The organism is Aminobacter sp. 01T433 (assembly GCF_056398585.1).
This window is the reverse complement of record NZ_JBFTPR010000002.1, coordinates 513908-537930: the sequence shown is the minus strand read 5'-3', so window position 1 is coordinate 537930 and position 24023 is coordinate 513908. Positions and strand designations below refer to the sequence as shown.

Here is a 24023-nt window from a genome sequence, read left to right as displayed (position 1 = left end):
TTTTGGACCGTCAAGCACCTCGCAGCACCGAATTTTTCCGGGGGCGTGGGCAGCTTCCAAAGCCACGTAAGGAGAGGAGAAAACAATGATCATCGAAGCGACCAACTACTTCGCAACGGAAGGCCAGGCTGCGGCTGTGCTGGTACAGCGCCGCAAGGCGACCGAAATCAGGCGCGCGTTGGGGCTTGAACCAGGCCGAATCCTGATTCGGCTCGAAGGAAACGGCCCTGATATCAGGTGGGAATGCAGTTTTAGCTCTCGCGAAGCTTACGAGGCCGATATGGCGGTCAGGGGCGGATCGCAGGCATTCGCCGACGCGCGCAAAGCGATGCACACACTGCTCGAGCGTTTCGAGCGCCATGTGTATGAAGGCGATGACTGACACTCGCTGGCGTTATGTGGACTTGGAATAGCGACTTTCAGGCCTGCGCATGCGTCTCGGACGCCCTTTTTCAATGATGTCTGAAGTTGCATATGGCCGGCGGGCAGTGACCCTGGAGAAAGCGATAAACCGACGGCCAACGTCAAGATCATGGGAACATGCGGATGGGAACCGTAGACGATCCGGTATATTTGTGTTGCTCCGACCTGGACGCCGGCTGTTTTCAGCGCTGAGCCTAGATGCTAGTCGACCTTCAACGGCAAACGATCGCGAATTGCCTCAGAAGTGGCGTCAGCAAGCAATTCCGTTGAACGTCTCGCCCCCTGGCGACAGCGATACCGCTTGAGGCAGATTTCTTCGAACAGGTCGCCTCGACCGCATAATGGCAATGCGGTGGCCTGGCCATCTCGCAAAAGATTCAATCGGTCGCCTGCGGCCTCAAATCTTGCCTGCAACCCTCCATTTGGCCACCCACGCCCGGGTGGCGATCGTTTGCCGGGTCGATGAAGATGCGACCATCGGCCCCGCTGATGTGTACCAACCGCGTTGGGGAACCGGATCACTCCGTCAGGGCTTGTCAGTCCCCAGAGATGGCCGGGATGACCATGCGTAATCAGGACGTCGGTTGCGCCTTCGGGACGCAGCCCCGGCTCGCTCCAGCTGCGATGGAAGTCGGGCGGCCGACATCCCGAAGCTCAGCTCACCGCCCGTACCGGCATCGACCCGTATGATCCGGCCGCGCGTCCGTAACACCGCAAGGTTCTGGTCTACCGAGACCGACGCATCGCTCAGAAACGCTTCGCGCAAAGTAGTGCGGATCGTCCCCGTTGCGGCCGTTAAACAGCCGCACAGGTTCGCCAAGCCACAGCGAGCCATCCGAGACGATGCCCTCCGACACTAAGCCCGATCTTTCCATCAATAGCGAGCTCAAGGTCGCGGTTCTAGAAAGTGGTGGTCATGCGTATTCCTTTCAATTGGAATGTGTGGGCGCCGACCGGCAGGCGACGCCCAAGGGATCAGATCTTCCAACCCAGGCCATGCAATCCGTCTTCGACGAACTGCATCGACAGCATCTGGCCGTAGGGGAAAGTTTTGGGATCTGGGTTACCGCCAATGCTGCCGGTTTCAAGCCAAGCTCGCAGCCCGTCTTCGGTCACACGGGGTGTGCGGAACGTGGGGAACTGGGCAGCCCAAACTGCGGGCCAAATCGCCTCATCGATTTGCGAAAACCGCGTTGCCCGCAACTTGTCTCGCGCTGCGTTAGGGTCTTCCTGTATCATCTTCAGCGCACGCAAGTCGGCCCTGACGAAGGCCGCGAAATCGGCGGTACGCGCCTCGACGTCCTCACCACGCGCGTGCAGCGCTTGCCCCTGCAATCGCGCCGCGGGCGGAATGTCGCCAACGGCCACCCCCAACAGAGGCACCGCGCCAAACTTCTGCGCTGTCTGTTCGGTGAAGGGAGCAAGAAGTGCGCCTCCATCCACCGCACCGTTGGCGATGCCCGAGACAACGTTAACGATACTGCCCATGGGCACAATCTGCGAGTCGGCATCTGGGTTCAGCCCCGCCTCCCGCAGCGACATTCGTGTGATCAGGTCGGTGGCGCTGCCCGGGGCAGTGATGCCAAGCTTGCCTCCCTTGAGCTCTGCCACTGCGGCAATGCGATCGGCGAGAGGACTTTGGGCAGTTACGCCCCTTGCCTCGGCAAAGGCCTTGCTGACGCAAAGGCTATAGGCATCCGTTGCAGTATAGCTTTCCAGGATACGAATATCTTGCCCGCGACCCACGGCCGAAAGCGCCTCCCCGGGGGTGGCGACTTGCAGGTCGCCTTCACCGGCAACCAGCGCGGTCATGGCGACCGGTCCCCCGTTCAACGGAATGCGCTCGATTGTAAGACCTTCGTCTTTGTAGAAGCCCATATCCTCAGCCAGGTAGGTCACAGACCATAGGACAAGAGTCGCCGGCGAAGCGTGGATCACCCGCAAATGTCCTTCCCCTACGGCTCGGGCCGCACGCCCCAAAAGGGGCGTCAGGGCGGTGGCAATCCCAGCCGCCCCCACAGTGGCTAGAAAGCGGCGGCGCGAAAACTGCATTGATTTCATGTTCTCCTCCCATGTTCGGGCGCGACTGCCCGTTTTGGTGGCGCCCATACCCAGGTCGCCACAATCTTTCGTCACGCAAAAACCGACTATTGCCAGCGCAGCAGGTGCCGCCCGATCACAACGACCGCGGCGTCCAGCAGAAGGCCGAGCACTGTTGTTACCGCCAAGGTCGCAAACAGCCCAGCCGTATCGAATTGGCTCGCGCTGAGCGAGATGAGGTAGCCAAGCCCCCGGTTCGACGAGAACATTTCAGCGACGACCGCGCCGATCAGTGCGAAGGGGGCAGAAATGCGTAGTCCCGCAAACACCCACGACAAGGCCGAGGGGATGAAGACCTTTGCAACCGCGTGCCAGCGAGATGCCCCCATGACCTTGATCACATCGATCAGGTCTGTATCAACCGAGCGGATGCCCGAAAGCGTGTTCATGAAAATCGGAAAGAACACCAGGAGTGCGGTGAAAGCGACCTTCATCTCAAAGCCGATACCCAACCACAGAACAAACAATGGCACCAACGCCACCCGGGGGAGCGAATAGAGGCCGACCAAGTAGGGATCCAGCACGCGGGCAACGACCGGGTTAAGCCCAAGGAGGATTCCGAGCGCGACGCCCAAGGCGGCGCCCAGGACAAATCCTGACAGCGCAACGCCAACAGTAGCGGTTAGTGCCACAGCCAGCCGCCCATCAGCGATCATAGACCATAGTGAGTGCGCTATCTGCGAGGGGCTAGAGACCCAGAAATCCGAAAACCAGCGTCCACTTCCAAGTTCCCAAATCGCCACAACGCTCACAGCGAGCAACACTTGCAGCAAAAGGACCAGTCGATTTTCGCGGCGACGAAGCGCAATCGCCGGGTCTTGGGGTTGCCCCTCTTCGGCAGGCAGCACGCGGGGCTGCTTTTCAGCCAGTGTGTTCACTTTAGCTCCTCCCCTTCGGCCATATCCTGCTTGAGGGCGGCCCAAAGTTCTTCGAAATAGGCTCCGAACTCCGGCTGGAACCGGATGTGGAACACGTCGCGCGGCCGCGGAAGGCGGATGTCGGCAATTGCCATGATCCTGCCGGGACGGCCCGACATGACGACCACCCGGTCCGCCAGCGAGATCGCTTCGGTCAGATCGTGGGTCACAAAAATCAGCGTCTTGCCCGATCCCTCCCAAGTCTTGAGAAGTTCCGCCTGTAGCGTCAGCTTCAGCTGGGCATCCAACGCGCCGAACGGCTCGTCCATCAAAAGGGTGTCTGGTTCGTAGACCAGCGAACGTGCCATCTGAGCCCGCTTGCGCATCCCACCGGACAGCTCCTTGGGGTAATGGTGTTCGAAACCGGCTAGGCCAACCATTTGGATGTAACGGGCGATGCGTGCACGTTTTTCAGCCTCCGGAAGCAGCCGGTGTGCGCCCATCTCCAATGGCAGACGCACGTTCTGTTCGACCGTGCGCCAGGGCAAAAGGTTGTCCTTCTGCGTGACGTAGGCAACCTGCGTATTTGCCCCCGCGATAGCCTGTCCCTTGTATCTGATTGCGCCGGTGCCTGGCTTCATCAAACCCGCGGTCATATTCAGCAATGTGGACTTGCCGCACCCCGATGGCCCGACGACAGCCAGAAGCTCGCCATCCCTCACCGAAAGGTTGAGGCGGCCCAAAGCCTGGATCGGTGTGGCACCCTTGAAGAAGACCTTCGAGACGTCTTCGAATTGTACAATCGGGATCAATGCCCTTCCTCCCTTGTATTGCCAGCTGCGCCACCCTCTCTCCTCCGGGCGGCGCGGCCCCTAGTTGTCCAGTCGAATCTGGACGGTCTTGACGGCTTGGTATTCAACAAGCCCCTGGCGGCCAAATTCTCGACCGATACCACTGTCCTTGACGCCGCCGTGAGGCATGTCGTCTATCCCCGCCGAATTGTAGCAGTTCACAAACATCTTCCCCGTCCTCACTTCACGAGCAACCCGCAGCGCGGTGTCGATCGAACGGCTCCAGACACCGCCGGCCAGACCGTAGTCGCTGTCGTTTGCCAGCGCGATGGCCTCATCCTCGTCTTCGAATGCAATTACCGAGAGGACGGGTCCGAATATCTCTTCTTGCGCGATACGGGCCTTGTTCGAGACGCTGGAAAAGATGGTTGGTGCAACGAAAAGGCCATTGCCTGTGGGGCCGCCGTATAGCCGCTCACCCTCGGTGTCACCCAACTCGACATAGCTCGAGACGCGACGGAACTGCTCGTCGTTGACAAGTGGACCCATTGTCGTGGCGTCCTGGGTCGGATCACCTAGCACCTGCCGACTTGCCGCGCCGACCAGCGCGTCCAGGAAGCGGTCCTGGATCGACTTCTGGACCAGGAGGCGGCTACCTGCCGAGCACTGCTGCCCGCTGTTGAAGCAAAATGCGGTGATAGCGGTAGCCACGGCGACATCGAACGGTGCGTCAGCAAAGACGATGTTCGCTGACTTTCCGCCCAGCTCCAGGGCAACATGCTTGTTGTTGGCGGCTGCCGCGCGCATGACCGCTCGGCCGGTCGCGGTGGAACCGGTGAAGGCGATCTTGTCCACCAAGGGAGAGCCCGCCAGCACCTGCCCGACGACACCGCCGCGCTCGATGTCCGACGTGACAAGGTTGAATACGCCTTCCGGAAGGCCCGCTTCGGCCAGCACCTCGGCCAATACGGCAACTGGGCCGGGGCACAGATGCGAGGGCTTGATCACGATGGTGCATCCCGCCGCCAGCGCCGGGGCAATTTTGCACACTGGATTGAGCATTGGGAAGTTCCACGGTGTGATGAAGGCGCAGACGCCCACCGGCTCAGGCAGGATCAGGCCCATTGCATGGGGAACGCGGCCAGCGATGGCGCTGCCTTCGTCGGCCAATGCGAGGCCGGCATAATAGTCGAAGGTTCGCGCCGCTGCTGCCGCTTCACCCCGGGCGAGAGCGACAGGCTTGCCTGACTCCAAAACCATGCGGGCGACAAAATCCTCGGTCCGGCTGCGGATCAGCTCGGCGATGCGACGCAGCACGTCATGACGCGTCCGTGCCGGGGCCTTCGACCAGATTCCGCGATCGAAGGCCTCTCGAGCAGCCAGAATCGCTGCCTCGGCATCCGCTGCGGTGCCATTGGCAAAGGCTGCTGCGACTGTTCCATTGAACGGATTGTGCCTCACGAAGACAGCACCTTCGGCCGCCGCCCGCTCTTTGTTGCCAACAAACAGTTGGAATTCGGGATGGCCTGCTTGAGGCCGTGCGGTGGCAATGTTCATGTCTTTCCTCCGAAGAGTGGAGATCCCTGTGGATCGGGTGTTGTGTCGTGCAAGATCGCTACTATAATGTCCGAACATTTGCAATCGAGAAACTGAAAAATGTCTGCTTTGCCTCTCCTGTCGCTATCTTTGACCGACGATGATCATGTCCTGCGGCTGATGCGCGACCTCATCCTCTGGGACCAACCGGCCTGCCGGGAGCGGGCTCGAGCTTTCTTTCTGCCTGAAGAGCCTGCGGATTCTCAACTAGGGGCAGTATTCGGGGACTTGCGGGCAGTTTGCCGTCCTGTTGTCTGTGCGCCTGGCGAAGGCTTGGCCGAAGCCAAGATACTGGTATCTCGCAGAGGTGAAGTGGGCACCCAAATGCTTGCGCAGTCACCACGAGTGCGTCTGGTTCAAAGGTTGGGCGAGCGACCCAAAGGTCTGGACATTGCTGCCTGCCATGAGCGCAATATCGAGGTTTCCCTATTGCCCCGGCACAGCCTGGAGCATGTGGCCGACCACACGATGATGCTTGTTCTAGCCGCGGCACGGCGGTTGCCAGCGATGCAGGCCAGACTGAGCAGCTTCCGCGGAGCCGGCGGTGCATCCGGCCAGGTCAGCTACAACTGGCCGTCGGTCACAGGGATCCGTGCACTGTCGGACCTCACGCTTGGCGTCGTTGGACTGGGCGAAATCGGCATCCGGGTCGCTCGCCGGGCCGCGGCTTTCGGCATGCAGATCGTGTGGACCTCCCAGGATCCGTTCGCAGCACAGGCGAGCCCCTTTGACTGGCGCCGGCTTGATCTTTCCTCTTTGCTCGAACAGGCTGACGTTGTCACTTTGCATGTGCCGCCTGCTGGCCTGACCGGACCGCTGATCGGTCGGACTGAGCTCGCTGCAATGAAGCCTGGTGCCATTCTCATTAACACGGCACGAGGCGCGCTTATCGACAGTGCCGCATTGGTCGATGCGATGAGGTCGGGCCATCTGGCCGGTTTGGGCCTTGACGTTCACGCAACAGAACCGCTGGGTCATGACGACCCACTCGTGGCGCTGCCTAATGCAATCCTGACACCCCACGTTGCTGGAGGATCACGACAAGTCGTGCTGCGCGAGCTTTCAGCGATCTGCGACAATCTGGTGGACACCTTGCACGGGCTGCCGCCGCGCCACGCAAGGGTGCAGTCATGACCGAATTTGAGCTTGGCAGTCTTCTGCGCCCCGGCGACATGTTGATGTGGTCGCAAGGGGCGGCTGAACCAGTCGATCTGGTCCGCCAGGCATTGGAGGCATTGCCCAGCCTGGGCGACCTTGCCGTTTTCCTGGCCGGCAGCTATGCCCGCCTGATCAGTTCGGAAGCCGACCAACGCCTTCGCATCCACGGGATGGGCGCAGTCGGTTCCAACCGCGACCTTTGCGCAGCCGGGCGGATGCAGGTGCATCCGATAAATCTGTCGCAACTGCCCGACACCCTGGCCAGAGGCACGATCCCTGTCTCGGTTGTCCTGGTGCAGCTTGGCCCCGGCGATAATTCCAGTGCACCATCTCCAGGTGCGGTCCAGTCCTTTGCGCGATATGCCATTCCCCAGGCTCGGCTCGCGGTGGCCGAGATCAATGTCGCCGCTCCGCGGACCTTTACCCGCCACCCCGTGGATCTGTCGCGCTTCGATCATGTCGTGCATTGTGAAAGGCCCCTGATCGCAGTTCCGCAAGCTTCACCGGACGAGACCGACCACCTCATTGCTGGACACGCAGCGGAACTAATACGCGACGGGGACACTCTGCAGATTGGCATTGGAACGGTGCCTTCGGCGATATTGGCTGCCCTGTCGCGTCATAGTCATCTGGGCCTGCACTCGGGCGTTATCGGCGACGCCGTGCTGCCATTGATCCAATCGGGCGTCATAGACAATTCACGAAAGTCACAGGACACGGGATTGACGGTTGCGGGCGCGCTGGCGGGCAGCACAACACTGTACAGTTTCGCGGACGGCAACCGCGAGCTGCGGATAGAACCGGTTCATTACACCCATTCGCTGGCAACTCTTGCAAGGCTGGAAAACCTGGTCGCTGTGAACTCGGCCATCGAGGTGGACCTGACAGGGCAAACAAGCTCCGAAATCGCTGGGACGCGTTACCTGGGTACTATAGGTGGCCAAGCCGATTTTGTCCGCGGCGCCTTGGCTTCGCAAGGAGGCCGGTCGCTGATCTGCCTGCCAAGCCGAACCCCCACGGGGCGAGCGCGGGTCGTGTCAAAGCTGTCTTCGGGAGTGGTTACCGTGCCCAGGGCCGAGGCAGACTTCGTGGTCACCGAATGGGGGAGTGCGGCCCTGCGCGGCCTGTCCGTCAAGGAGCGCGCTCGCCGGATGGTGGCCATTGCTCACCCTGACGACCGCGAGACGCTGCAGCGCGACGCTGCCGAACTACCGGGCTGATCAGATCGGGTTTTCATGCAGGAAGTCGACTTCCTGCCGATAGCGATCGGGCCTGGCGCTGACACTGGTATGCAGAATAGCCTCCCCGCTCGCACCGAAGTATGTGCGATTCAGGATCAAAACCGGATCGCCCACTGTCATGCCTAACTGGCGCGCTACGGTCGTGCCCGCCGCCGCCGCGCTAGCCACCTGTCGCACTCGGACGGATCGGACGCGGCCGTATTTCTCGACCAAATGAATCAACGGCTCGGCCCCCAGGAGTTCCTGAGGGATCTTCCGACTGAAGTCGGGAAGGGTGAACACATCAGCCAGCGCATAGGGGATGCCCTGGGCCAACAATAGCCGCATGAGGTAAAATAGCCGTGCCTCCGGCAAAAGTCCGAACACCGCAGCCGCCTCGGAGTGATCTACAGCCGGCACAGTCTGCGCGACGAGGGTCAAATAATCGTCAGGGGAGAATTCCCCGATGAGGTCGCCTAGCCTGCCCAATGCCCACACGCCACCGCGCGCACGGTCAGTAATGCGGGTGCCTGACCCCGCTCGGCGTTCGATCAGCCCCTCCGACACCAGATGCTGCAAGGCTGAGCGCATCGTGTGTCGGCTGCAATCGAACTCCTGCATCAACTGGATCTCTGGAGGCAATTCCTCGCCACCATAAAATCCCTGCGCAATGCGCCGGCGCAGTTCGTCGCTGATTTTCAGATGCAACGGGGGAAGTCTGGACACGGCAATCTCGCTTCACGGGGTTTATTTGTTCTAACATTTCCCGAGACGACTTCAACACCTGCCGGTCCGCTGGCCACCACCCGACCTGCAAACTCTCGCCTACGCCAGACTGACAACTCTCAACACTCCAGGTTAAAGAGGCGACAACGTCCCGCGCGAGCCACCCGCAGCACCCGTGACCAGCAGTCGCTGACTCATCGCAGACAAGTCAGCCCGCGTGGAGTATCAGCCCAGAATGATGACGACCTTGCCGAACTGCCCGCGCCCGGCAAAGTAGCGCAGTGCTTCCGCCACTTCATCAGGCCCAAAGCGACGGTCGATCAGCGGCTCCAGCCGCAACGCAGAAATGGCTCGGTTCATCGCCAGGAAATCGGCCCGGCTGCCCACGCCAATGCGCCGATACGTTGCGCCCATGGCAGCCATCAGGATCGCCGGATCGACGTGGGGAGCTCCGACAGGCCGCCCGATCAGGTTAATCTGTGCGCCTACCGCCGCCGCGCGAATGGACTGTTGCAAGGTGCCGGATTCGCCAATCTCGATTACATGGTCGGCCCCCTTCCCTGCGGTCAGGCGGCGCACCTCATCGCCCCATTCGGGCGTCTGGCGATAGTCGATCACCGCCTCGGCGCCAATTGCGCGCAGACGATCGGCCTTGGCAACCGAACTGGTCGTGGCGATGACACGTGCGCCGGCGGCGCGGGCAAACTGCAGGGCAAAAAGCGATACCCCGCCAGTCCCCTGCACTAGGACGACCTCGCCTGGCAGGACGGGACGCGCGCCGGTCAGCAACTGCCAGCCGGTCAGCGCCGCGCAGGGTAACGTCGCGGCCTGCCCCCAGTCCAGATGCTCAGGCGCAAGCACGACTGCTTCCTCGCGGAAGCGAACTATTTCCTGCAACACGCCCTCCGCGGTCGATCCGGGGATGGTCGTTCGCGCTTCGTCTGTGATCGGGCCGGCCAACCAACGCGGAAAGAAGGTCGAGACAACCCGATCGCCGGGTCGAAACAGGGTCACGCCTGGCCCCGCGGCGACAACTTCACCCGCCGCATCGGACAGGGGCACAAGTCCGGTCCGCCCTCCAGGGAACGACCCGGCTATGACCTTCAGGTCCAGATAGTTCAGCGAAACTGCCCTTACCCGGACCGTGATCTCGCCATGACCAGGTAGTGGTGCTTCGATTTCGTCGACTGAAAGCCCGTCCGGCCGCCCGCTTCCGTCTGTCCTGTAAACTCTCATTCTGTCCTTCCAATGCAAAAAGTCATGCCTCGAATGCTCGGCCATAAAAAAAGACTTGTCAATCCAAATGTCCGAACATTATAGAGAGACAGGGAGGACGCTACATGAACGTCGAGATCATCGGCTGGGGACACACCCGCTTCTGCAAAAGCCGGTCCAGCTTGGAAGAACTAATCATCCAGGCTGCGACTGACGCGCTGGCACATGCACAGCTGCGAGCCGAAGACATCGACGAGATCGTCCTTGGCCATTTCAACGCGGGCTTCTCCGCACAGGATTTCACAGCCGCGCTGGTTCTTCAGGCAGACCCGGCACTGCGCTTTCGCCCGGCCACTCGGGTGGAAAACGCATGCGCCTCTGGCTCTGCGGCGGTTCATTCGGGAATTCGCGCTATCAAGTCGGGTGAGGCGCGCAAGGTCCTGGTCGTCGGGGCCGAGCGCATGAGCGACACCCCTGGTCCTGAAGTCGGTCGCAACCTTTTGCGCGCAGCCTACCTTAAGGAAGAGGGCGAAACCGAGGGCGGTTTCGCAGGGCTGTTCGGCCAGGTGGCCATGGCCTATTTCCAGCGTCACGGCGACAAATCGGACGCTCTGGCCGCGATTGCGGCTAAGAACCACCTGAACGGTGCCGACAACCCGCTGGCCCATCTGCAAAAAGACCTGGGGTTCGATTTCTGCCGCACGATAAGTCCGGACAATCCGCTCGTTGCAGGCCCGCTGAGGCGCACGGACTGCTCGCCCGTATCGGACGGAGCGGCGGCGCTTATCCTTAGCCTCGATACGGCACATGACGCGCCGCGGGCAATCAGGCTTGCCGCAACCGCCCATGTGCAGGACTTCATGCCCGCCACACGCCGCGATCCCCTGCTGATGGAGGGCTGCCGGGAGGCCTGGGGCCGGGCACTGGCCCGCGCAGATTGGCGGATCGAAGATCTGTCGTTCGTCGAAACCCACGACTGCTTCACCATTGCGGAACTGCTACAATACGAAGCCATGGGCCTGGCTCCTTACGGGCGCGGCGCGGACGTAGTGGCCAGCGGCCTAACTGAGGCCAGCGGGAGGCTTCCGGTCAACCGGTCGGGCGGACTGAAGGCCAAGGGGCATCCAATTGGTGCGACCGGAGTGTCGATGCATGTGATGGCTGCAATGCAGCTGGCCGGAGAGGCCCCTCCAGCGATGCAATTGCCGCGTGCCGACCGGGCAGGGGTGTTCAACATGGGCGGGCTGGCAGTGGCTAACTACGTCAGCCTTCTCGAAGCCAGGCGATAGGACCGGACCAATGAACCTTGCAAACTGGCTGCATCGATCGTCCCAGGTCCATCCTGACCACACTGCCTTGCTGCACGGTACGCGGCAGGCCGAAACCTACCGAGGCTTTGCCACTCGTGCCGCCGACTTGGCACGGTTGCTCCAGGATGGAGGACTTTTACCGGGCGACCGTGTGGCGATCTGGATGGGCAACCATCCCAGCTATCTGATTGGACTTTTTGCCATCTGGTGGGCCGGCGGCGTGGCTGTGCCGGTAAACGCCAAGCTGCACCCTCTCGAAGCTGCCTGGATCGTGGAGCATTCGGAGAGCCGGATCGTGCTTTCTGATGCCGATCACAGCCCCCTCCTGACTGCAGTCGTTGCAGCCGAAGTTGTCGACATCTTGCGGGCCGTCGCGCCCGACACGGCTCATATCTTTCCTCTGCCGCCCGAGCCGCGCGCGCAAGACGATCTTGCCTGGATATTCTACACATCGGGTACGACGGGCACGCCCAAAGGCGCCATGCTCAGCCACGGAAACCTCGTGGCGATGTCGCTGGCCTATCTGGCCGATGTCGAAGACGTTCAGCCGGGCGACTGCATGATCTATGCCGCTCCGCTGTCGCATGGGGCTGGTCTCTACAGCCTTGTACATGTGCTGCGTGGGGCCCGTCATTGCGTGCCGCTATCGGGCGGCTTCGACGGGAGGGAAGTGCTGGAACTGGCGCGAACGCTGGATCGGGCATCGCTGTTTGCGGCGCCCACCATGGTGCGCCGGATGACCGAGGCAGCCCTGGAGGGCGCCGACACCGGACAGGGCCTGAAAACCGTCATCTATGGTGGTGGGCCGATGTATCAGGCCGACCTGGCCCGGGCGATGCAGGTGCTGGGACCCCACTTTGCCCAGATATATGGCCAGGGCGAGACGCCGATGACCATCACCGTGCTGGCCGCCGCCGATCACGGCAGCGCCACACAGCCAGGCGCCCAGATCGCCACGGTCGGACGGCCGCATTCCGTAGTGGACGTCCGCGTCACGGTAGACGGACAGCCCGTGCCCGCCGGCACCCCGGGCGAGATCGAGGTGCGCGGGCCCACCGTCATGCAGGGCTACTGGAAGGACGACGACGCCACCGCACGGAACCTGCGCGATGGCTGGCTTCTGACAGGCGACATCGGCGAAATGAACGCGTTGGGTTATCTGACCCTGACCGACAGATCCAAGGACGTGATCATTTCGGGGGGTTCCAACATCTATCCGCGCGAAGTGGAGGAGGTGCTGCTGACGCATCCGCATGTTCGCGAAGCATCGGTCATCGGCCTGCCGGACCCGGAATGGGGCGAAATTGTCGTAGCGGTCATTGTTGCCGAAGAAGGCGCGTCAAGCCTAGAGGAGGAACTTGACCGGCTCTGCTGCGACAGCATCGCAAGGTTCAAACGCCCCAAGCGCTACGTTCATGTGCCGGAGCTACCCAAGAACAACTACGGCAAGATCCTGAAGACCGAGTTGCGCCGAATGCTGGCTTGAGCCCGGTTTTTATCGAAACGCATGACCGCATAAATGTCCGTACAATTAGAGGAATTGACCATGGAATACACAGATATTCTGTTTGAAGTGCGCGACCGCACCGCAACGATCACCGTCAACCGTCCCGACCGCCTGAACGCCTATACCCGCCGTACCTATTACGAGTTGACCGATGCCATCCGCCGCGCCGGGTGGGACCGGGAAGTTGGTGTCATCGTTCTAACAGGCGCTGGTACCAGAGCCTTCGGAATCGGCGGCGACAAGGACGAGAAGAAGGCTGACCGCGTCGACAACGGCATCGGCGTCCTGGGCAACGGAATCGAGGAGCTTCAGACGGCCATCCGCGACGTACCCAAGCCCGTCATCGCCAAAGTCCGCGGTTATGCGGTGGGCTCGGGTAACGTGCTGGTCACGTTGTGCGACCTGGCCATCGCAGCCGAAAACGCGGAGTTCGGGCAAGTCGGACCCAAGATGGGGTCGGTTGATCCGGGGTTCGGCACCGCTTTCCTGGCGCGCACAGTGGGTGAAAAGAAAGCGCGCGAATTCTGGTATCTTTGCCGCCGCTATAGCGCCCAGGAAGCGTTGGCTATGGGGCTGATAAACGCCGTCGTCCCCGACGATCACCTGGACGCGGAGGTCGACCATTGGTGCCGCGAGATCAACGATCGCAGCCCCACAGCCATCGCCATAGCCAAGCGGTCGTTCAATGCCGACAGCGAAAACATCCGCGGCATCGGGCAACTCGCCTTCTCGGCACTCGCACTCTACTTCGGCACCGACGAAGCAAAGGAAGGCGGCAACGCCCTGCGCGAAAAGCGCAAGCCCGACTTCGCGAGCAAGATGTACCGCGGCCGTTGAGCCTTGGGTTCGGTTGTAACCAGTCCGGATACTTCAAGATGACATCTGATCCTACCCGCCCCTATCTGCCACTTGCAGGGTTGACGGTCCTGGAACTCCCCGGCCGGCCGGAGCTTGCAACCTGCGGCAGTCTCCTGGCCTCGCTGGGCGCGCAAGTCTACGTAGCCGAAGACGCCCCCCCCTACCCCGGCCGCAGCCGCAGGGTTGCGGGAAAGATGCCTGTGGGCCGCGCGGACGACTACTTCCGAAGCATCGCCGCAGGTGCCGATGTGATCCTCTCATCGCCCGATGTCCAGCCTATGAGGGTCGCTGCACCCGGAACGGCAATTCTGTGCGACATCACCGCCTACGGCGCGACCGGCCCCTGGGCCGGGCGACCGGACAGCGAAGCCATTGTGCAGGCGCTCGCGGGGGTAGCCGACACGACAGGCCGCCCCGATGGCGCGCCACACCTCACCGGCGCGCCCTTCGTGGGGATGGAGACAGCCGTTTATGCCGCCTCGGCAATCCTGGCAGCACTCCGTCATCGCGACGCTGCCGGCCGCGGCCAGCGCATCGACATGGCGCTTTACGACGTGGCCGTGAACGCGCTCCTGACTTTCCTGCCTCTCGTATTCACTGGCCGGCCCGCCGGCCGAGCAGGCAACCGGCACCCGACACTGGCGCCCTGGAATGCCTATCGCGGCCAAGACGGATGGGTGTTGATATGCGCCCCGACTAACGACCAGTGGCATCGGCTGTGCCAAGTGACCGGGCATCCCGAACTTGCCAACCATCCCGACTTTTCAACCACCACCGCCCGGTTCGAAAACGTGGAGGCGCTGGACCAGATCATCGCCGAATGGACGGGCGGCCATCCGGTGGCAACTATTTTGCAACAGGTCGGCGCAGCGGGCGTCCCCAGCGGCCAGATCCACAGCCTGGATAGTCTTCTGTCCGACCTCAACCTAACGCACCGCGACACGCTGGTGCAGGCAGAGGATGGAACGCGGCTGGTCAGAAACCCCATCCGCGCCATCGGTTATGCCGCCCCGCCTGTGGGCGAGGTGCTTGCCCATGGGAGCGCCATCTCGGGGGCAATCGGGCTGTCTGACGCGCCCCGGACGCCTGAGCTGAGCAATATTCGTATCGTCGAGATCGGCATGAACACGGTCGCCCCACTTGCCTGTCGCCAATTGGGTGCGCTAGGCGCCGAAGTGATCAAGGTGGAGCCGCCAACGGGTGACTCAAACCGTATCAACACCCCACTACGAGCGGGCGATGGGCAGTCCTATGTCTTTGCATTGTCGAACACCGACAAGCGCGGGATCGTGCTGGATTTGCGCCAGCCTGAGGATGCCGCAAAACTGTGGCGTCTGATCGACAGCGCCGACGTCGTGATCGAAAACCTCAAGCCGGGCTCGCTGTCCCGGTTAGGTTTTGGCGCGGCAGCGATCCGGACGCGCAAGCCCTCGATCGTGCACTGTTCGGTCAGCGGCTTTGGGCAGGATAGCGCCTGGCCCGGCCGCCCGGCGCTGGACACAGTGGTGCAGGCCCTTTCCGGCGCCATGGCCGCGACGATTGTCAACGAAATGCCAACCAAGACCGGAATTTCGATCTCGGACCAGTTGGGCGGGCAGTTCGGCTTACTGGGCATTCTTGCGGCGCTACGTCACCGCGACCGCACTGGACAAGGCGTATCACTGGACATCTCCATGCAGGACTGCACCGTCTGGGCGACGCAGTCCGTATTTGACGGCACCGCGCCCGGCGCCAACATCCTGCCCTGCCACGACGGCTGGATTGCCGCAGAGGGCGTGCTGGACGTCACAGCCTTGAGCCGAGCCGAGGCTCTCGAGACCTTCCAGGAAATGGGCATTGCAGCAGCACCTGTCCTCAGTGTGGCCGAAGTCGCGGCCGCCCCGCAAACCGCCGAGCGAGAGCTGTTGGTCGAGGTGCCTACATACGACGGCACCACATGGACTGTGCTCGGCTCCCCATTGAAACTCATGTCCACGCCTGCGCAGGTCAGGCTGGCAATGCCGCATCTTGACTGGATCGATGTCGGGCTCAGCACCGAATTCGGCCTCAAACCTACCCGAGCGGAGGCCTGAGATGCGCGATCCACTTCGCTTGTCTGCGCTTTCCGACATCGCCGCTGTCGCCGGCATTGGCGAAACCAGCTATGCCCACGATGCCGAGTCGAGCCGCAACGGCAAAAGTTACGACGCCTATCAATTGGCCGCGACCGCTTTTAGTCGCGCCCTCGACGATGCCGGCCTTGCACGGGACGACATCGACGGTTTGATTGCCGGCCCGCCTCTAGCGCTTGAACGCACCGGCGAGGTGCTGGGCCTGGACGTGGGTTTTGCGGTCCAGGCCGATGCGGTCAATGCGGTGATGCAGGCGGCGCTGGCCATCCACGCCGGGATGGCCGAATGTATCGCCCTTGTTTACGGCAACAACCAGCGCAGCGCAGCTACAGCCTATGGCGGTCCGCAGGCGATGGGCGGCGACCGCTTCCTGGCTTATGTGCAGTACGCTCCCTGGGGACTGACCTCGCAAGGAGCCCTGTATGCCATGATGGCCAGCCGCTACATGGCCGAGACCGGGTTTACTGCAGGGGATCTGGGCGCGGTCGTCGCCGGCATCCGAAGTTTCGCTGCGTTAAACGCCAATGCGATCCGCCGCCGCGCGCTGACGGTGGGCGACTATCTGGACGGCCCCTACATATGCGAGCCGCTTCGCCGCGATGACTATTGCCTGATAAACGACGGTGGAGTGGTGCTGATCGTCACGACGACCGAGCGCGCACGCCGGCTGCGGCGCCCGGTCGTCACCCTGGCCGGATTCGGCCGCCACGATCTAAACCGCGACGCTACGAGCCTGCGACCTCGGTTGATCGACCGCTACCACACCGCCCACCACGAAGCCGCCTCCGCCCTAGCCGAGATGTCGGGAACCGGCCCCGAGGACGTGGGCGCAGTGCAAGTTTACGACAGCTTCTCGGTCCATGTCCCTGTCGCACTGGAGGGCTTCGGCTTCTGCCGACCCGGCGAGGCAGCGAGCCTGGTCCGGTCGGGCAGGCTCCGGCCAGGAGGTTCGCTGCCAGTCAACAGCGGCGGTGGCATGCTTGGAGAAAGCTACATGCAGGGATGGAACCACCAGGTCGAAGCTGTGCGGCAGCTGCGCGGCATGGCTGGCGAGCGACAGATCTCGCGGCTGCGCCATGTCCAGTACCTTTCCGATGTCGCCGGTAAGGCTGCGACCTTGCTTTACAGGAGGGGCGCATGATGCAGGGGCGACCGTCTCCTCGCAATGACATGCTAGAGCGCATCTACTGGGAACATGTCGCCCGAGCCCAACTTTGCCTGCAACGCTGCACGGGCTGCGACCGGTTCCGCTATCCGCCGGCACCGACCTGTGACGACTGCGGGAGCGTGGAAGCCGAGTGGCGCCCGCTCTCTGGATCGGGCCGGATCGTCGCCTGGACGATCTTTCACCGCAGCTATTTTCCCGCCCTGCCCGCCCCCTACACGATCGTCAGCGTCCAGACGAAAGAGGGGCCGCTTCTCGTGGGCAATCTCATCGAAACCGGGGGGCCGCCGAAAATCGGCGCCCTGGTCCAGGCCGTGTTCATCGACGCCCAGTTCGATGACGGAACAACCGGCCGCATCTGCCAATGGCAGCCGGTCCAAGATGACACCCTTTCAACCCAAGGAGAGTTCAGATGAACCAGATACTTCCAGTGTCCGCCGTACCATACGGCCGGAATTTTGATGTCACCGGCAAGGTGGTGATCATAACTGGCGCAGGCCAGGGGATCGGTCGCGAATATGCCCGTCAGTTCGCCGCTGCCGGGGCGCACGCCATTGTTGCCGAAGCCAATTTGGAGCGTGCTCGCTCGGTCCAGGATGAGATCGTTTCGGCCGGGGGTTCGGCACTTGCGATCCACACGGATGTGGGCGACGCCACTTCTGTCGAAGAGATGGTCGAGCAGGTCGCCCGCACCTTCGGGCGTGTGGATGTGCTCGTCAACAATGCCGGCATCTTCACCAGCCTGAAGATGAAGCCCTTTGAAGAAATTCCCCTGGACGAATGGGAGCGAGTGATGCGCGTCAACATCACTGGCTGCTATCTGACCGCGCGAGCCGTCACCCCTCACATGCGCGAAAGGAACTGGGGCCGGATTGTTAACATCACCTCAGGTTCGGTCCCGCTGGGCGTGCGGAATTACCTGCATTACGTCACCTCCAAATCAGCCCTGATCGGAATGACCAACGCGATGGCCCGCGAGCTGGGTGCCTCCGGCATCACGGTGAATGCTGTGCAACCAGGAGGCACCTTTACCGAAGTCCCGCGCGAGACGTTGACCGAAGAGGGCAAGGCCCGATTGATTGCGGCGCAATGCATCCCGCGTGAGGAGGTTCCGATGGACCTGGTCGGCCTTGTTCTATTCCTGTCGACCGAGGCAGCGACCTTCATCACCGGCCAGACAATCGCCGTGGATGGCGGGCTGACGCACTGGTAGCCGGTCAGCCTCTAAACACCCCCGCTAGCTAAGGCTCAACGCGCGGCGCTAGCTTCCTTGTTCCACGCCGAAACACAGGCCAATCCAAGGGAAAACAACGAACCTTTTAGGGGGGTCTCAAGTGGATGGTCTGCTTTCAAGTTAAATCGGCTTGAAAGCAGACCAGCGCGTTCAATGTGGTAGAGGCAGCTTCGAGCCTCAGAGAGCGTCGCGTCCGATACTAACCATTGAGCCACGATCAGCCTGTGAGGCGTGCACGAAACAGGGTGGAGCCGTCCGTCAGGCGCGACCTGGAGATATCCCGGAATCCGGCCTCAGTCATCCACGCGCGATACTGACCTTCAGTGTAGGATTCGCCGTGGCGATAGAGGTTCAAGAAGGTGAGATTCAAAAAGACACCCTCAGGCGGGCCTAGGCGATCGTCATCGACGACACCCCACCCCGCAATTACGATCTCGCCTCCAGGTGTCAGGCAACGCGCCGCGTTCAAGATCGAGCTACGTGCCTGGTCCGGCGGAAGGACCTGGATGACGGCCTTCAGGATCGCCAAATCGTGCCGACCCCTCGATGGCGCCACAGTTATGTCCCCCTCTTCTACAACCACGTCGTTCTCACCGTATTCTGACAGGATATCTGGCGCGACCGCTGCGACCGTTGGGAGCTCCATCAGCGTCGCCACAATCTGCGGCCGCCGCTCGCGAAGTCCGACGAGAATGGTCCCCGGCCCCCCGCCGATGTCGATCACCGAACCGATCCCTGAGAGGTCCATCTCCTGGGCCAGATGTCGGCCGAATACCAACCCGCGCGGCGCAAGCATGCGGCTGAAGGCCGCCGCTGCTTCGGGCCCCGCTTCGGAAAAGTCGTGCAGCGCAGCCGGCCGGCTTTGACGCAGCGACTCTGCGGTCAATAGGTCGGCTCCCCAGAGCTCGCGCAGGAGCGAATGATCGCCGCCGCGATAGGTCGGCTTGGAAGCGTCGAGAAAGGCGGACGCTTCGGCTCCGTTGCGGAATTGACCGTCCTTGACTTCGAGGAGTCCGATGCTGGCGAGCGCGTAGAGGAGCCGCGACAGACGATCGGGCTCCACTTTGAGTGCGGCCCCAAGACTGTCAACAGTCATCGCGCTGTCACCGAGCCGGGTGAAGACGCCAAGGTCCAGCCCGGCTCGAAGTGCCAAGGCGGGAGGCACCGCTGCGATCAGGTTGTCGATCCGATTAGAATCCACCATGTCACTCCCCTTCCGCGACCCAGGACCGAATTTGAAACAGCTCGGAAGATCGTAATCAACCGGGGCAGCGCTTTCCTTGCTTATCGCAGGGCCTCAGTGACGACCGGATCGCGGCGCATCTTGATGGCGGCCCATTGAGACGCGTTGCTGAACTGGGGCCTGAGCGGCCGACCTGTAGTGTCGCCTGTCAGCGATTACTAAGGCAACTACCTTAATTTCCTTGACCGGCGCCTCCAACTCGCGTTACAAAGGCATATGCCTTACCATTCGACGCCCCTCGACCTCGCCTTTCACGCTCTCAGCGACCCGACCCGCCGCGCGGTGGTGTCGCGGTTGGCAGAGGGTGAGGTCGCGGTCAGCGTTCTGGCCGAGCCCTTCGACATGGCGCTGCCGTCCTTCGCCCAGCATCTCAAGGTGCTGGAAGATTGCGGGCTGATCGCCAGCGAGAAGCGCGGGCGCAGCCGCTGGTGCCGGTTGGTGCCGGCGCGCTTCGACGAGGCGGCGGACTGGATGGAAGCGGAGCGCCGGCGCGCGGCCGAGCGGTTGGATCGGCTGGAAGTCTACCTGGACAAGACACAAGAGGATGGTGAACGACATGACAAACCTGTTTGATACCTGGTCGCTCGACCGGGAAATCGTGCTGGTAAAGCTGCTCAACCACCCGCGCGACAAGGTCTTTGCCGCCTGGATGGACCCTAAGGCGCTGGCGCAATGGTACGGGCCGGCAGGCCTTGGCATCGAGACCCACGAAGCCGATATCCGCGAGGGCGGGGTCTGGCGGTTCGACATGGTAGGCGTGTTCGAGGGCCGGGAGCAGCGCTTTGAGAACCTCATGCGCTTTCTGGAGATCGTGCCGAACGAACGGATCGTGATGGACTACGGCACGCCCGACCCACACGACCCCGATCGTTTCCGCGCCACGGTGACCTTCGATGAACAGGCCGACGGCAAGACTGTGCTGACCATGCGACAGCTCCACCCGAGCCGCGAGCGGCGCCAGGTGGTCATCGGCTTCGGCGCGGTGGAATACGGGCTGCAGACGCTGGACAGCCTTGCCGCCTGGCTGGACGGCTGAGCCCTTGGCCGCTGGGTGCCGCGCGCGCTAGTTGGCGATGGCTGATGCGGCGTGCGTATCGAGCTGCGCTTGATCGCGCGGGTCAGAGCTTGACGGAAAAGGATGGCCACAGCCGATGTCTGCCTTCAGACGGATGCTATCTCGCGTGACACGAGAAACCAGACAGCCGGGATCCCCATTGGGGGCAACAAGCTCTAGAACCCTGTAGGGAGTCCGAGACGCGCCCATTGCTCGCGCGGGATCGTAGCTCCGACGCGGAAGGAGAACGACAGGACTGACGTCGCGTCGGTATCGACCTCGCATCTGAAGCTGAGAGCGTGCCATGTTGTTCGCGTGCGGAAATGAGCCTTCGGGACGTCAAGGACATTGCCCAGTTTTAGCGGAAGACTTGGCACCAGGTCGGGGTAATAAGAAGCTTGCATCAGTTGCTGCTGCAAGGTGCTGGCACAAAGTTTGGCAACCCGCTGGTCGCGAGGCACGCCAGCCATCGAGGTTGTGGCCAGCGCATCGCCGGTAACACCTTGCGATTGGGGCCTTCGAACTCCCGGCAATCCCGAATAGGGTTGCGATGTGGCAACGTCCACATCCTTAGAGTTTGGCGTCCCGGAGCTCCCGCTTTTGGGCTTCGATGCCTTTGCAAAGCTGGACTTCGGCGCAGTCGCAGGCCTGGGCTGTGGCGCTTTGGCCAAGGCGGGAAGCGCGATCTCACCGTCGCTGCCGGCAGCATCCAACGGCGTTGGTGGCATTGCTGTTTGCTTGTCAGCACCATCCACCAGTCCCTCTTGTTTGTCAGTCTCCTGTTTGCCTATGTCCTGGTTTAAGGTCGCGTCGTTCTCCGCATCCTGTGCGGACTCGGTATCCTTTGCCGCAGTCGCCTGCTTTTCGGTGTCGCTGGCTGCATCTGGCCGCTCTTCGGAGCCCGGCGACGTGGCGGCTTCGTTCTGCGAGCCCTTCGCTGGGAGAGGTGGCTTCGAATCGTCACCCTTCGCCGGGGACGGCGAGCTGTTTTGAACGATGCCCCCCTCCAGAGATTTACTGGAACCGGCATCCTTGTCCCCGAACCGGAAAACAGGCTTCAGGACCTCGATTGGTGCGGGCATGGGTGGTGGCACTTCCGATGGAGGCGGTTGTTCCGCCTTCGGTTCCGGAGGCTTTTCGGCTTTGGGTTCCTTTGGTTCCGGGGGCTTTTCGGCTTTGGATTCATTTGGGGCCGGCGGAGGAGCAGGTTTCGGCTTTGGCTGTTCGGGCGGAGGCACGAGAGTGACGTTTACCGCTGGTTCTTCCTGCTGCAGATGAGGAAGCATCGGCTGGCCGTAGACCAAGACCGCGACGATGAGCCCGTGCAAGATCAGTGACGCGGGCAAGGCCCACGACAAGTCCCGACTGCGGTCCCTTGTCTCATCCTTCATGCTGACCGATGTGCCGTGAAAAGGAGGCGGCATCAAGCATGAACGTAGGAGTTGCGCAAAATAGCCGCTGGAGGGCCTAAATAGGGAAACAGGACCGCGGAGTTGGTTTTGTCAGGGCCAGTGTAGTGTGATTGGGCCGGCCCTGCTTCCTCGTGTGTGTATCTTCGTCTGGCCTGAGCGGCTCGTAGTGGCACCGAGCCGTCGATCCGCTTTCGGGACGATGCTATCAACGATCAGCCGTTCCGTTGGGGACCCGCTTGCCGCCGATGTGCCGCCCCTGCACGCAAAGCTGACCTCGAAGATCATGTGCGTGCTCTTGGATTTGGCCAACCCGCGACCGCATTCAGCAATCGCGACACAACCGCGAAGAACGCTCATCCGCTGCTCGCGAAAATTGTGGGTCAATGTTCATGCTTATTTCAGCCACCAGTTTGCGGCGGAGAGCCGTGGCATAGTCGCCAGGATCTTTGAGGGCCACCACGAAGGCTTGGGGACCGCCAATGACGGAGTCGGCAAAATACGAGGCCAACCTTTGGTCGGGGTTCTCACCTTCCGTCGGAATGGCGATCGCATTGATCGTGTACCCCTTAGCAATCGCGTTCAACCTGCTTCGGTGAACAGGAAGGCCGTCATTGTTTTTGCCATTGCTTGAGATGTCGATTACTTTCTTGGCCGCTGTTCCCGGAAACTGGTCGAGGAGCAGACTTCCCACGTCGATGGCTGAGGAAACGGATGTTCTGCCTCGCCCCCTGCGACTAAAGCCGGTATCGCCTTCCTCGCTGATCACCAGTGCAGCAGCCTCGGCATCTTTCAATGAGCAGATCCTTGTCCACGGCAGCACAATGCGTATGCGCCCGGCACTCGACCATTCAAAATAGGTTACACTGATACAGCCGAGATAATTGCGGGCAATGGCGGCGACAATCTCGGGCGAAGTCAGAGCTGCGGCATGCCCCTTGCGTTGGAGATCGGCTATGTCCGGATCGATCGAGGACGAAAAGTCAACTGCGAACACGACAGCTACATCAACGTTGGCAGCATGCGCCTGCAGGCCCCAGAACATTGACGCCGCAAGTGTGGCGGCCAGTCTCAATGGGCCTTTGGGCTGCCCGGTCACAGTCAGGGACGGCATCTGCACGGGATCGAGCGGCGCCCACAGCTTACGACCGACGTCTTGGAGCGCTTTTCCGAACATGGCACTTTCCCTTTCCGCGTTTGGCTGGGTTGAAAGCGATCGATTTCAATATTCGGAAATCTGGCGAGGAACCTTGGCCTCCGAGCCGAACAGCAGCAGGTCGGCCTTGGCCCATAAAAAGTAGCAACCGAGCAAGGCTATCGGCATGATGAGCACTGTGAGGGACCCGTCCGGCCAGACTTGCGGCAAGGCTGAGCCGAGGGCGAGCGCCGTAGCCAGCATGGCCGGCAACCTGCTGGCGAGAACGACGCTCCGAAACGGGTCGGGCCAGGCGACTGGCCACACCGGAACAGGCGTGCCCGGCCGGTGAAAGGCGCTGCCGAATTTACCCAGCGCATGCAGCAGCCCGGAGGTTGCAGCAAGCAGCGGATCCCCGAGCAACAACAGGGCGATGCCGAGTCCGATCGCACCTATGCCCGAAAGGAGGTCGCCCAGCCGGTTGAGGGCCGGATCGGGAGCGTCCGGCCGTGCCCACGCCCGGTGATAGGCCTCGCCGCCCCAGAAGAAGACCAGCGTCGCCAACGTCAGCGCGACAGCGCTGTGGCTGCCGGCGAAATAGTCGACCATCGCCGCCATGACGGTGTTTTCGCCAGGCGATCCAGTCGGTGCGGTGGCGATCTGGACACCAAGACCCGCGACGAGGCCGAGCGCATTGCCGCTGTTGTAGTAGCCACCGGGACCGCTCATGCGGGCGCGAAATGCGGATACCAGGCGCGGACAAAGAATTGCCAGCGACGTCATTATGGTGCCCTCCCGACAAGTTTGGACGCTATCGGTAGGGCGTCCTCCGGCAAGGTAGTCCCCGATGCAGGGAGACGAAGTCTCGCCGCGTTTTGCATTGCTGGGGCGATAAGTTGGCAGCTCGCGTT

The 24023-nt window shown here is 62.0% G+C and carries 22 protein-coding genes; 12 read left to right on the top strand and 10 right to left on the bottom strand.

Going from position 1 to position 24023, the window contains the following annotated elements; all coding sequences use genetic code 11:
- The first annotated feature begins 85 nt into the window (after positions 1-85).
- Entirely contained in the window at positions 86-382 is a 297-nt protein-coding gene (locus AC1DLV_RS05225; RefSeq protein ID WP_476798503.1) for a hypothetical protein, read from the top strand.
- A gap of 1016 nt (positions 383-1398) precedes the next feature.
- On the opposite strand, the gene AC1DLV_RS05220 is transcribed toward AC1DLV_RS05225, so the two are convergent.
- The 4 genes from AC1DLV_RS05220 to AC1DLV_RS05205 all read right to left on the bottom strand — a co-directional run bounded on the left by AC1DLV_RS05220 (position 1399) and on the right by AC1DLV_RS05205 (position 5728).
- Entirely contained in the window at positions 1399-2484 is a 1086-nt protein-coding gene (locus tag AC1DLV_RS05220; RefSeq protein ID WP_476798502.1) for an ABC transporter substrate-binding protein, read from the bottom strand.
- A gap of 86 nt (positions 2485-2570) precedes the next feature.
- The gene (locus AC1DLV_RS05215) at positions 2571-3371 is read right to left on the bottom strand and encodes an ABC transporter permease (protein ID WP_476798501.1); all 801 of its coding nucleotides are present in this window, start codon (positions 3369-3371) and stop codon (positions 2571-2573) included.
- Positions 3372-3397: 26 nt separating this feature from the next.
- On the bottom strand, positions 3398-4123 hold the full coding sequence (locus AC1DLV_RS05210) for an ABC transporter ATP-binding protein (RefSeq protein ID WP_476798500.1): 726 nt from the start codon (positions 4121-4123) through the stop codon (positions 3398-3400).
- Between the two features lie 129 nt (positions 4124-4252).
- Positions 4253-5728: an aldehyde dehydrogenase family protein gene (locus AC1DLV_RS05205; RefSeq protein WP_476798499.1), complete on the bottom strand. Its 1476-nt coding sequence runs from the start codon at positions 5726-5728 to the stop codon at positions 4253-4255.
- A 312-nt stretch (positions 5729-6040) separates the two neighbouring features.
- Here AC1DLV_RS05205 and AC1DLV_RS05200 point away from each other — a divergent pair, with 312 nt between their 5' ends.
- Both AC1DLV_RS05200 and AC1DLV_RS05195 read left to right on the top strand, forming a co-directional pair.
- A complete protein-coding gene (locus AC1DLV_RS05200; protein WP_476798498.1) occupies positions 6041-6901 on the top strand; it encodes a 2-hydroxyacid dehydrogenase in 861 nt (286 codons plus the stop codon).
- Positions 6898-8145 carry an acetyl-CoA hydrolase/transferase family protein gene (locus AC1DLV_RS05195; RefSeq protein WP_476798497.1) on the top strand — a complete coding sequence of 416 codons (1248 nt, stop codon included), beginning with the start codon at positions 6898-6900 and terminating at the stop codon, positions 8143-8145. The genes AC1DLV_RS05200 and AC1DLV_RS05195 overlap by 4 nt, the downstream gene beginning before the upstream one ends.
- On the opposite strand, the gene AC1DLV_RS05190 is transcribed toward AC1DLV_RS05195, so the two are convergent.
- Complete coding sequence (locus tag AC1DLV_RS05190) at positions 8146-8871, bottom strand: GntR family transcriptional regulator (protein ID WP_476798496.1); 726 nt, start codon at positions 8869-8871, stop codon at positions 8146-8148. It lies immediately after the preceding gene.
- Between the two features lie 225 nt (positions 8872-9096).
- A complete protein-coding gene (locus AC1DLV_RS05185; RefSeq protein ID WP_476798495.1) occupies positions 9097-10152 on the bottom strand; it encodes a zinc-dependent alcohol dehydrogenase family protein in 1056 nt (351 codons plus the stop codon).
- Between the two features lie 59 nt (positions 10153-10211).
- Between AC1DLV_RS05185 and AC1DLV_RS05180 the strand changes: the two genes are divergently transcribed.
- Genes AC1DLV_RS05180 through AC1DLV_RS05150 form a run of 7 tightly spaced genes read left to right on the top strand, consistent with a single transcriptional unit; the run spans position 10212 to position 18250 of the window.
- Entirely contained in the window at positions 10212-11375 is a 1164-nt protein-coding gene (locus AC1DLV_RS05180) for an acetyl-CoA acetyltransferase (RefSeq protein WP_476798494.1), read from the top strand.
- Between the two features lie 10 nt (positions 11376-11385).
- Positions 11386-12882 carry a class I adenylate-forming enzyme family protein gene (locus tag AC1DLV_RS05175; RefSeq protein WP_476798493.1) on the top strand — a complete coding sequence of 499 codons (1497 nt, stop codon included), beginning with the start codon at positions 11386-11388 and terminating at the stop codon, positions 12880-12882.
- Between the two features lie 60 nt (positions 12883-12942).
- On the top strand, positions 12943-13740 hold the full coding sequence (locus tag AC1DLV_RS05170) for an enoyl-CoA hydratase-related protein (RefSeq protein ID WP_476798492.1): 798 nt from the start codon (positions 12943-12945) through the stop codon (positions 13738-13740).
- Between the two features lie 38 nt (positions 13741-13778).
- Positions 13779-15833, top strand: a complete 2055-nt coding sequence (locus AC1DLV_RS05165) for a CaiB/BaiF CoA transferase family protein (RefSeq protein ID WP_476798491.1) — start codon at positions 13779-13781, stop codon at positions 15831-15833.
- Between the two features lies 1 nt (position 15834).
- Entirely contained in the window at positions 15835-17013 is a 1179-nt protein-coding gene (locus AC1DLV_RS05160; RefSeq protein WP_476798490.1) for a thiolase family protein, read from the top strand.
- Positions 17010-17453 carry a Zn-ribbon domain-containing OB-fold protein gene (locus AC1DLV_RS05155; RefSeq protein ID WP_476798489.1) on the top strand — a complete coding sequence of 148 codons (444 nt, stop codon included), beginning with the start codon at positions 17010-17012 and terminating at the stop codon, positions 17451-17453. Before AC1DLV_RS05160 ends, AC1DLV_RS05155 begins: the two co-directional genes overlap by 4 nt.
- Positions 17450-18250: an SDR family NAD(P)-dependent oxidoreductase gene (locus AC1DLV_RS05150; RefSeq protein ID WP_476798488.1), complete on the top strand. Its 801-nt coding sequence runs from the start codon at positions 17450-17452 to the stop codon at positions 18248-18250. The genes AC1DLV_RS05155 and AC1DLV_RS05150 overlap by 4 nt, the downstream gene beginning before the upstream one ends.
- Positions 18251-18488: 238 nt before the next feature.
- On the opposite strand, the gene AC1DLV_RS05145 is transcribed toward AC1DLV_RS05150, so the two are convergent.
- On the bottom strand, positions 18489-19475 hold the full coding sequence (locus tag AC1DLV_RS05145; protein WP_476798487.1) for a methyltransferase: 987 nt from the start codon (positions 19473-19475) through the stop codon (positions 18489-18491).
- Positions 19476-19730: 255 nt separating this feature from the next.
- On the opposite strand from AC1DLV_RS05145, the gene AC1DLV_RS05140 reads away from it, so the two are divergent.
- Both AC1DLV_RS05140 and AC1DLV_RS05135 read left to right on the top strand, forming a co-directional pair.
- A complete protein-coding gene (locus tag AC1DLV_RS05140; protein WP_476798486.1) occupies positions 19731-20087 on the top strand; it encodes an ArsR/SmtB family transcription factor in 357 nt (118 codons plus the stop codon).
- The gene (locus AC1DLV_RS05135; RefSeq protein ID WP_476798485.1) at positions 20071-20550 is read left to right on the top strand and encodes an SRPBCC family protein; all 480 of its coding nucleotides are present in this window, start codon (positions 20071-20073) and stop codon (positions 20548-20550) included. The genes AC1DLV_RS05140 and AC1DLV_RS05135 overlap by 17 nt, the downstream gene beginning before the upstream one ends.
- Positions 20551-20744: 194 nt before the next feature.
- Here AC1DLV_RS05135 and AC1DLV_RS05130 read toward each other — a convergent pair whose 3' ends face one another.
- The 3 genes from AC1DLV_RS05130 to AC1DLV_RS05120 all read right to left on the bottom strand — a co-directional run bounded on the left by AC1DLV_RS05130 (position 20745) and on the right by AC1DLV_RS05120 (position 23895).
- Positions 20745-21650, bottom strand: a complete 906-nt coding sequence (locus AC1DLV_RS05130) for a DUF930 domain-containing protein (RefSeq protein WP_476798484.1) — start codon at positions 21648-21650, stop codon at positions 20745-20747.
- 652 nt (positions 21651-22302) lie between these two features.
- Positions 22303-23154, bottom strand: coding sequence for a DUF1194 domain-containing protein (locus tag AC1DLV_RS05125; RefSeq protein WP_476798483.1), 852 nt, complete (start codon positions 23152-23154; stop codon positions 22303-22305).
- Positions 23155-23199: 45 nt separating this feature from the next.
- Positions 23200-23895, bottom strand: coding sequence for a hypothetical protein (locus AC1DLV_RS05120; protein ID WP_476798482.1), 696 nt, complete (start codon positions 23893-23895; stop codon positions 23200-23202).
- Positions 23896-24023 lie beyond the last annotated feature (128 nt).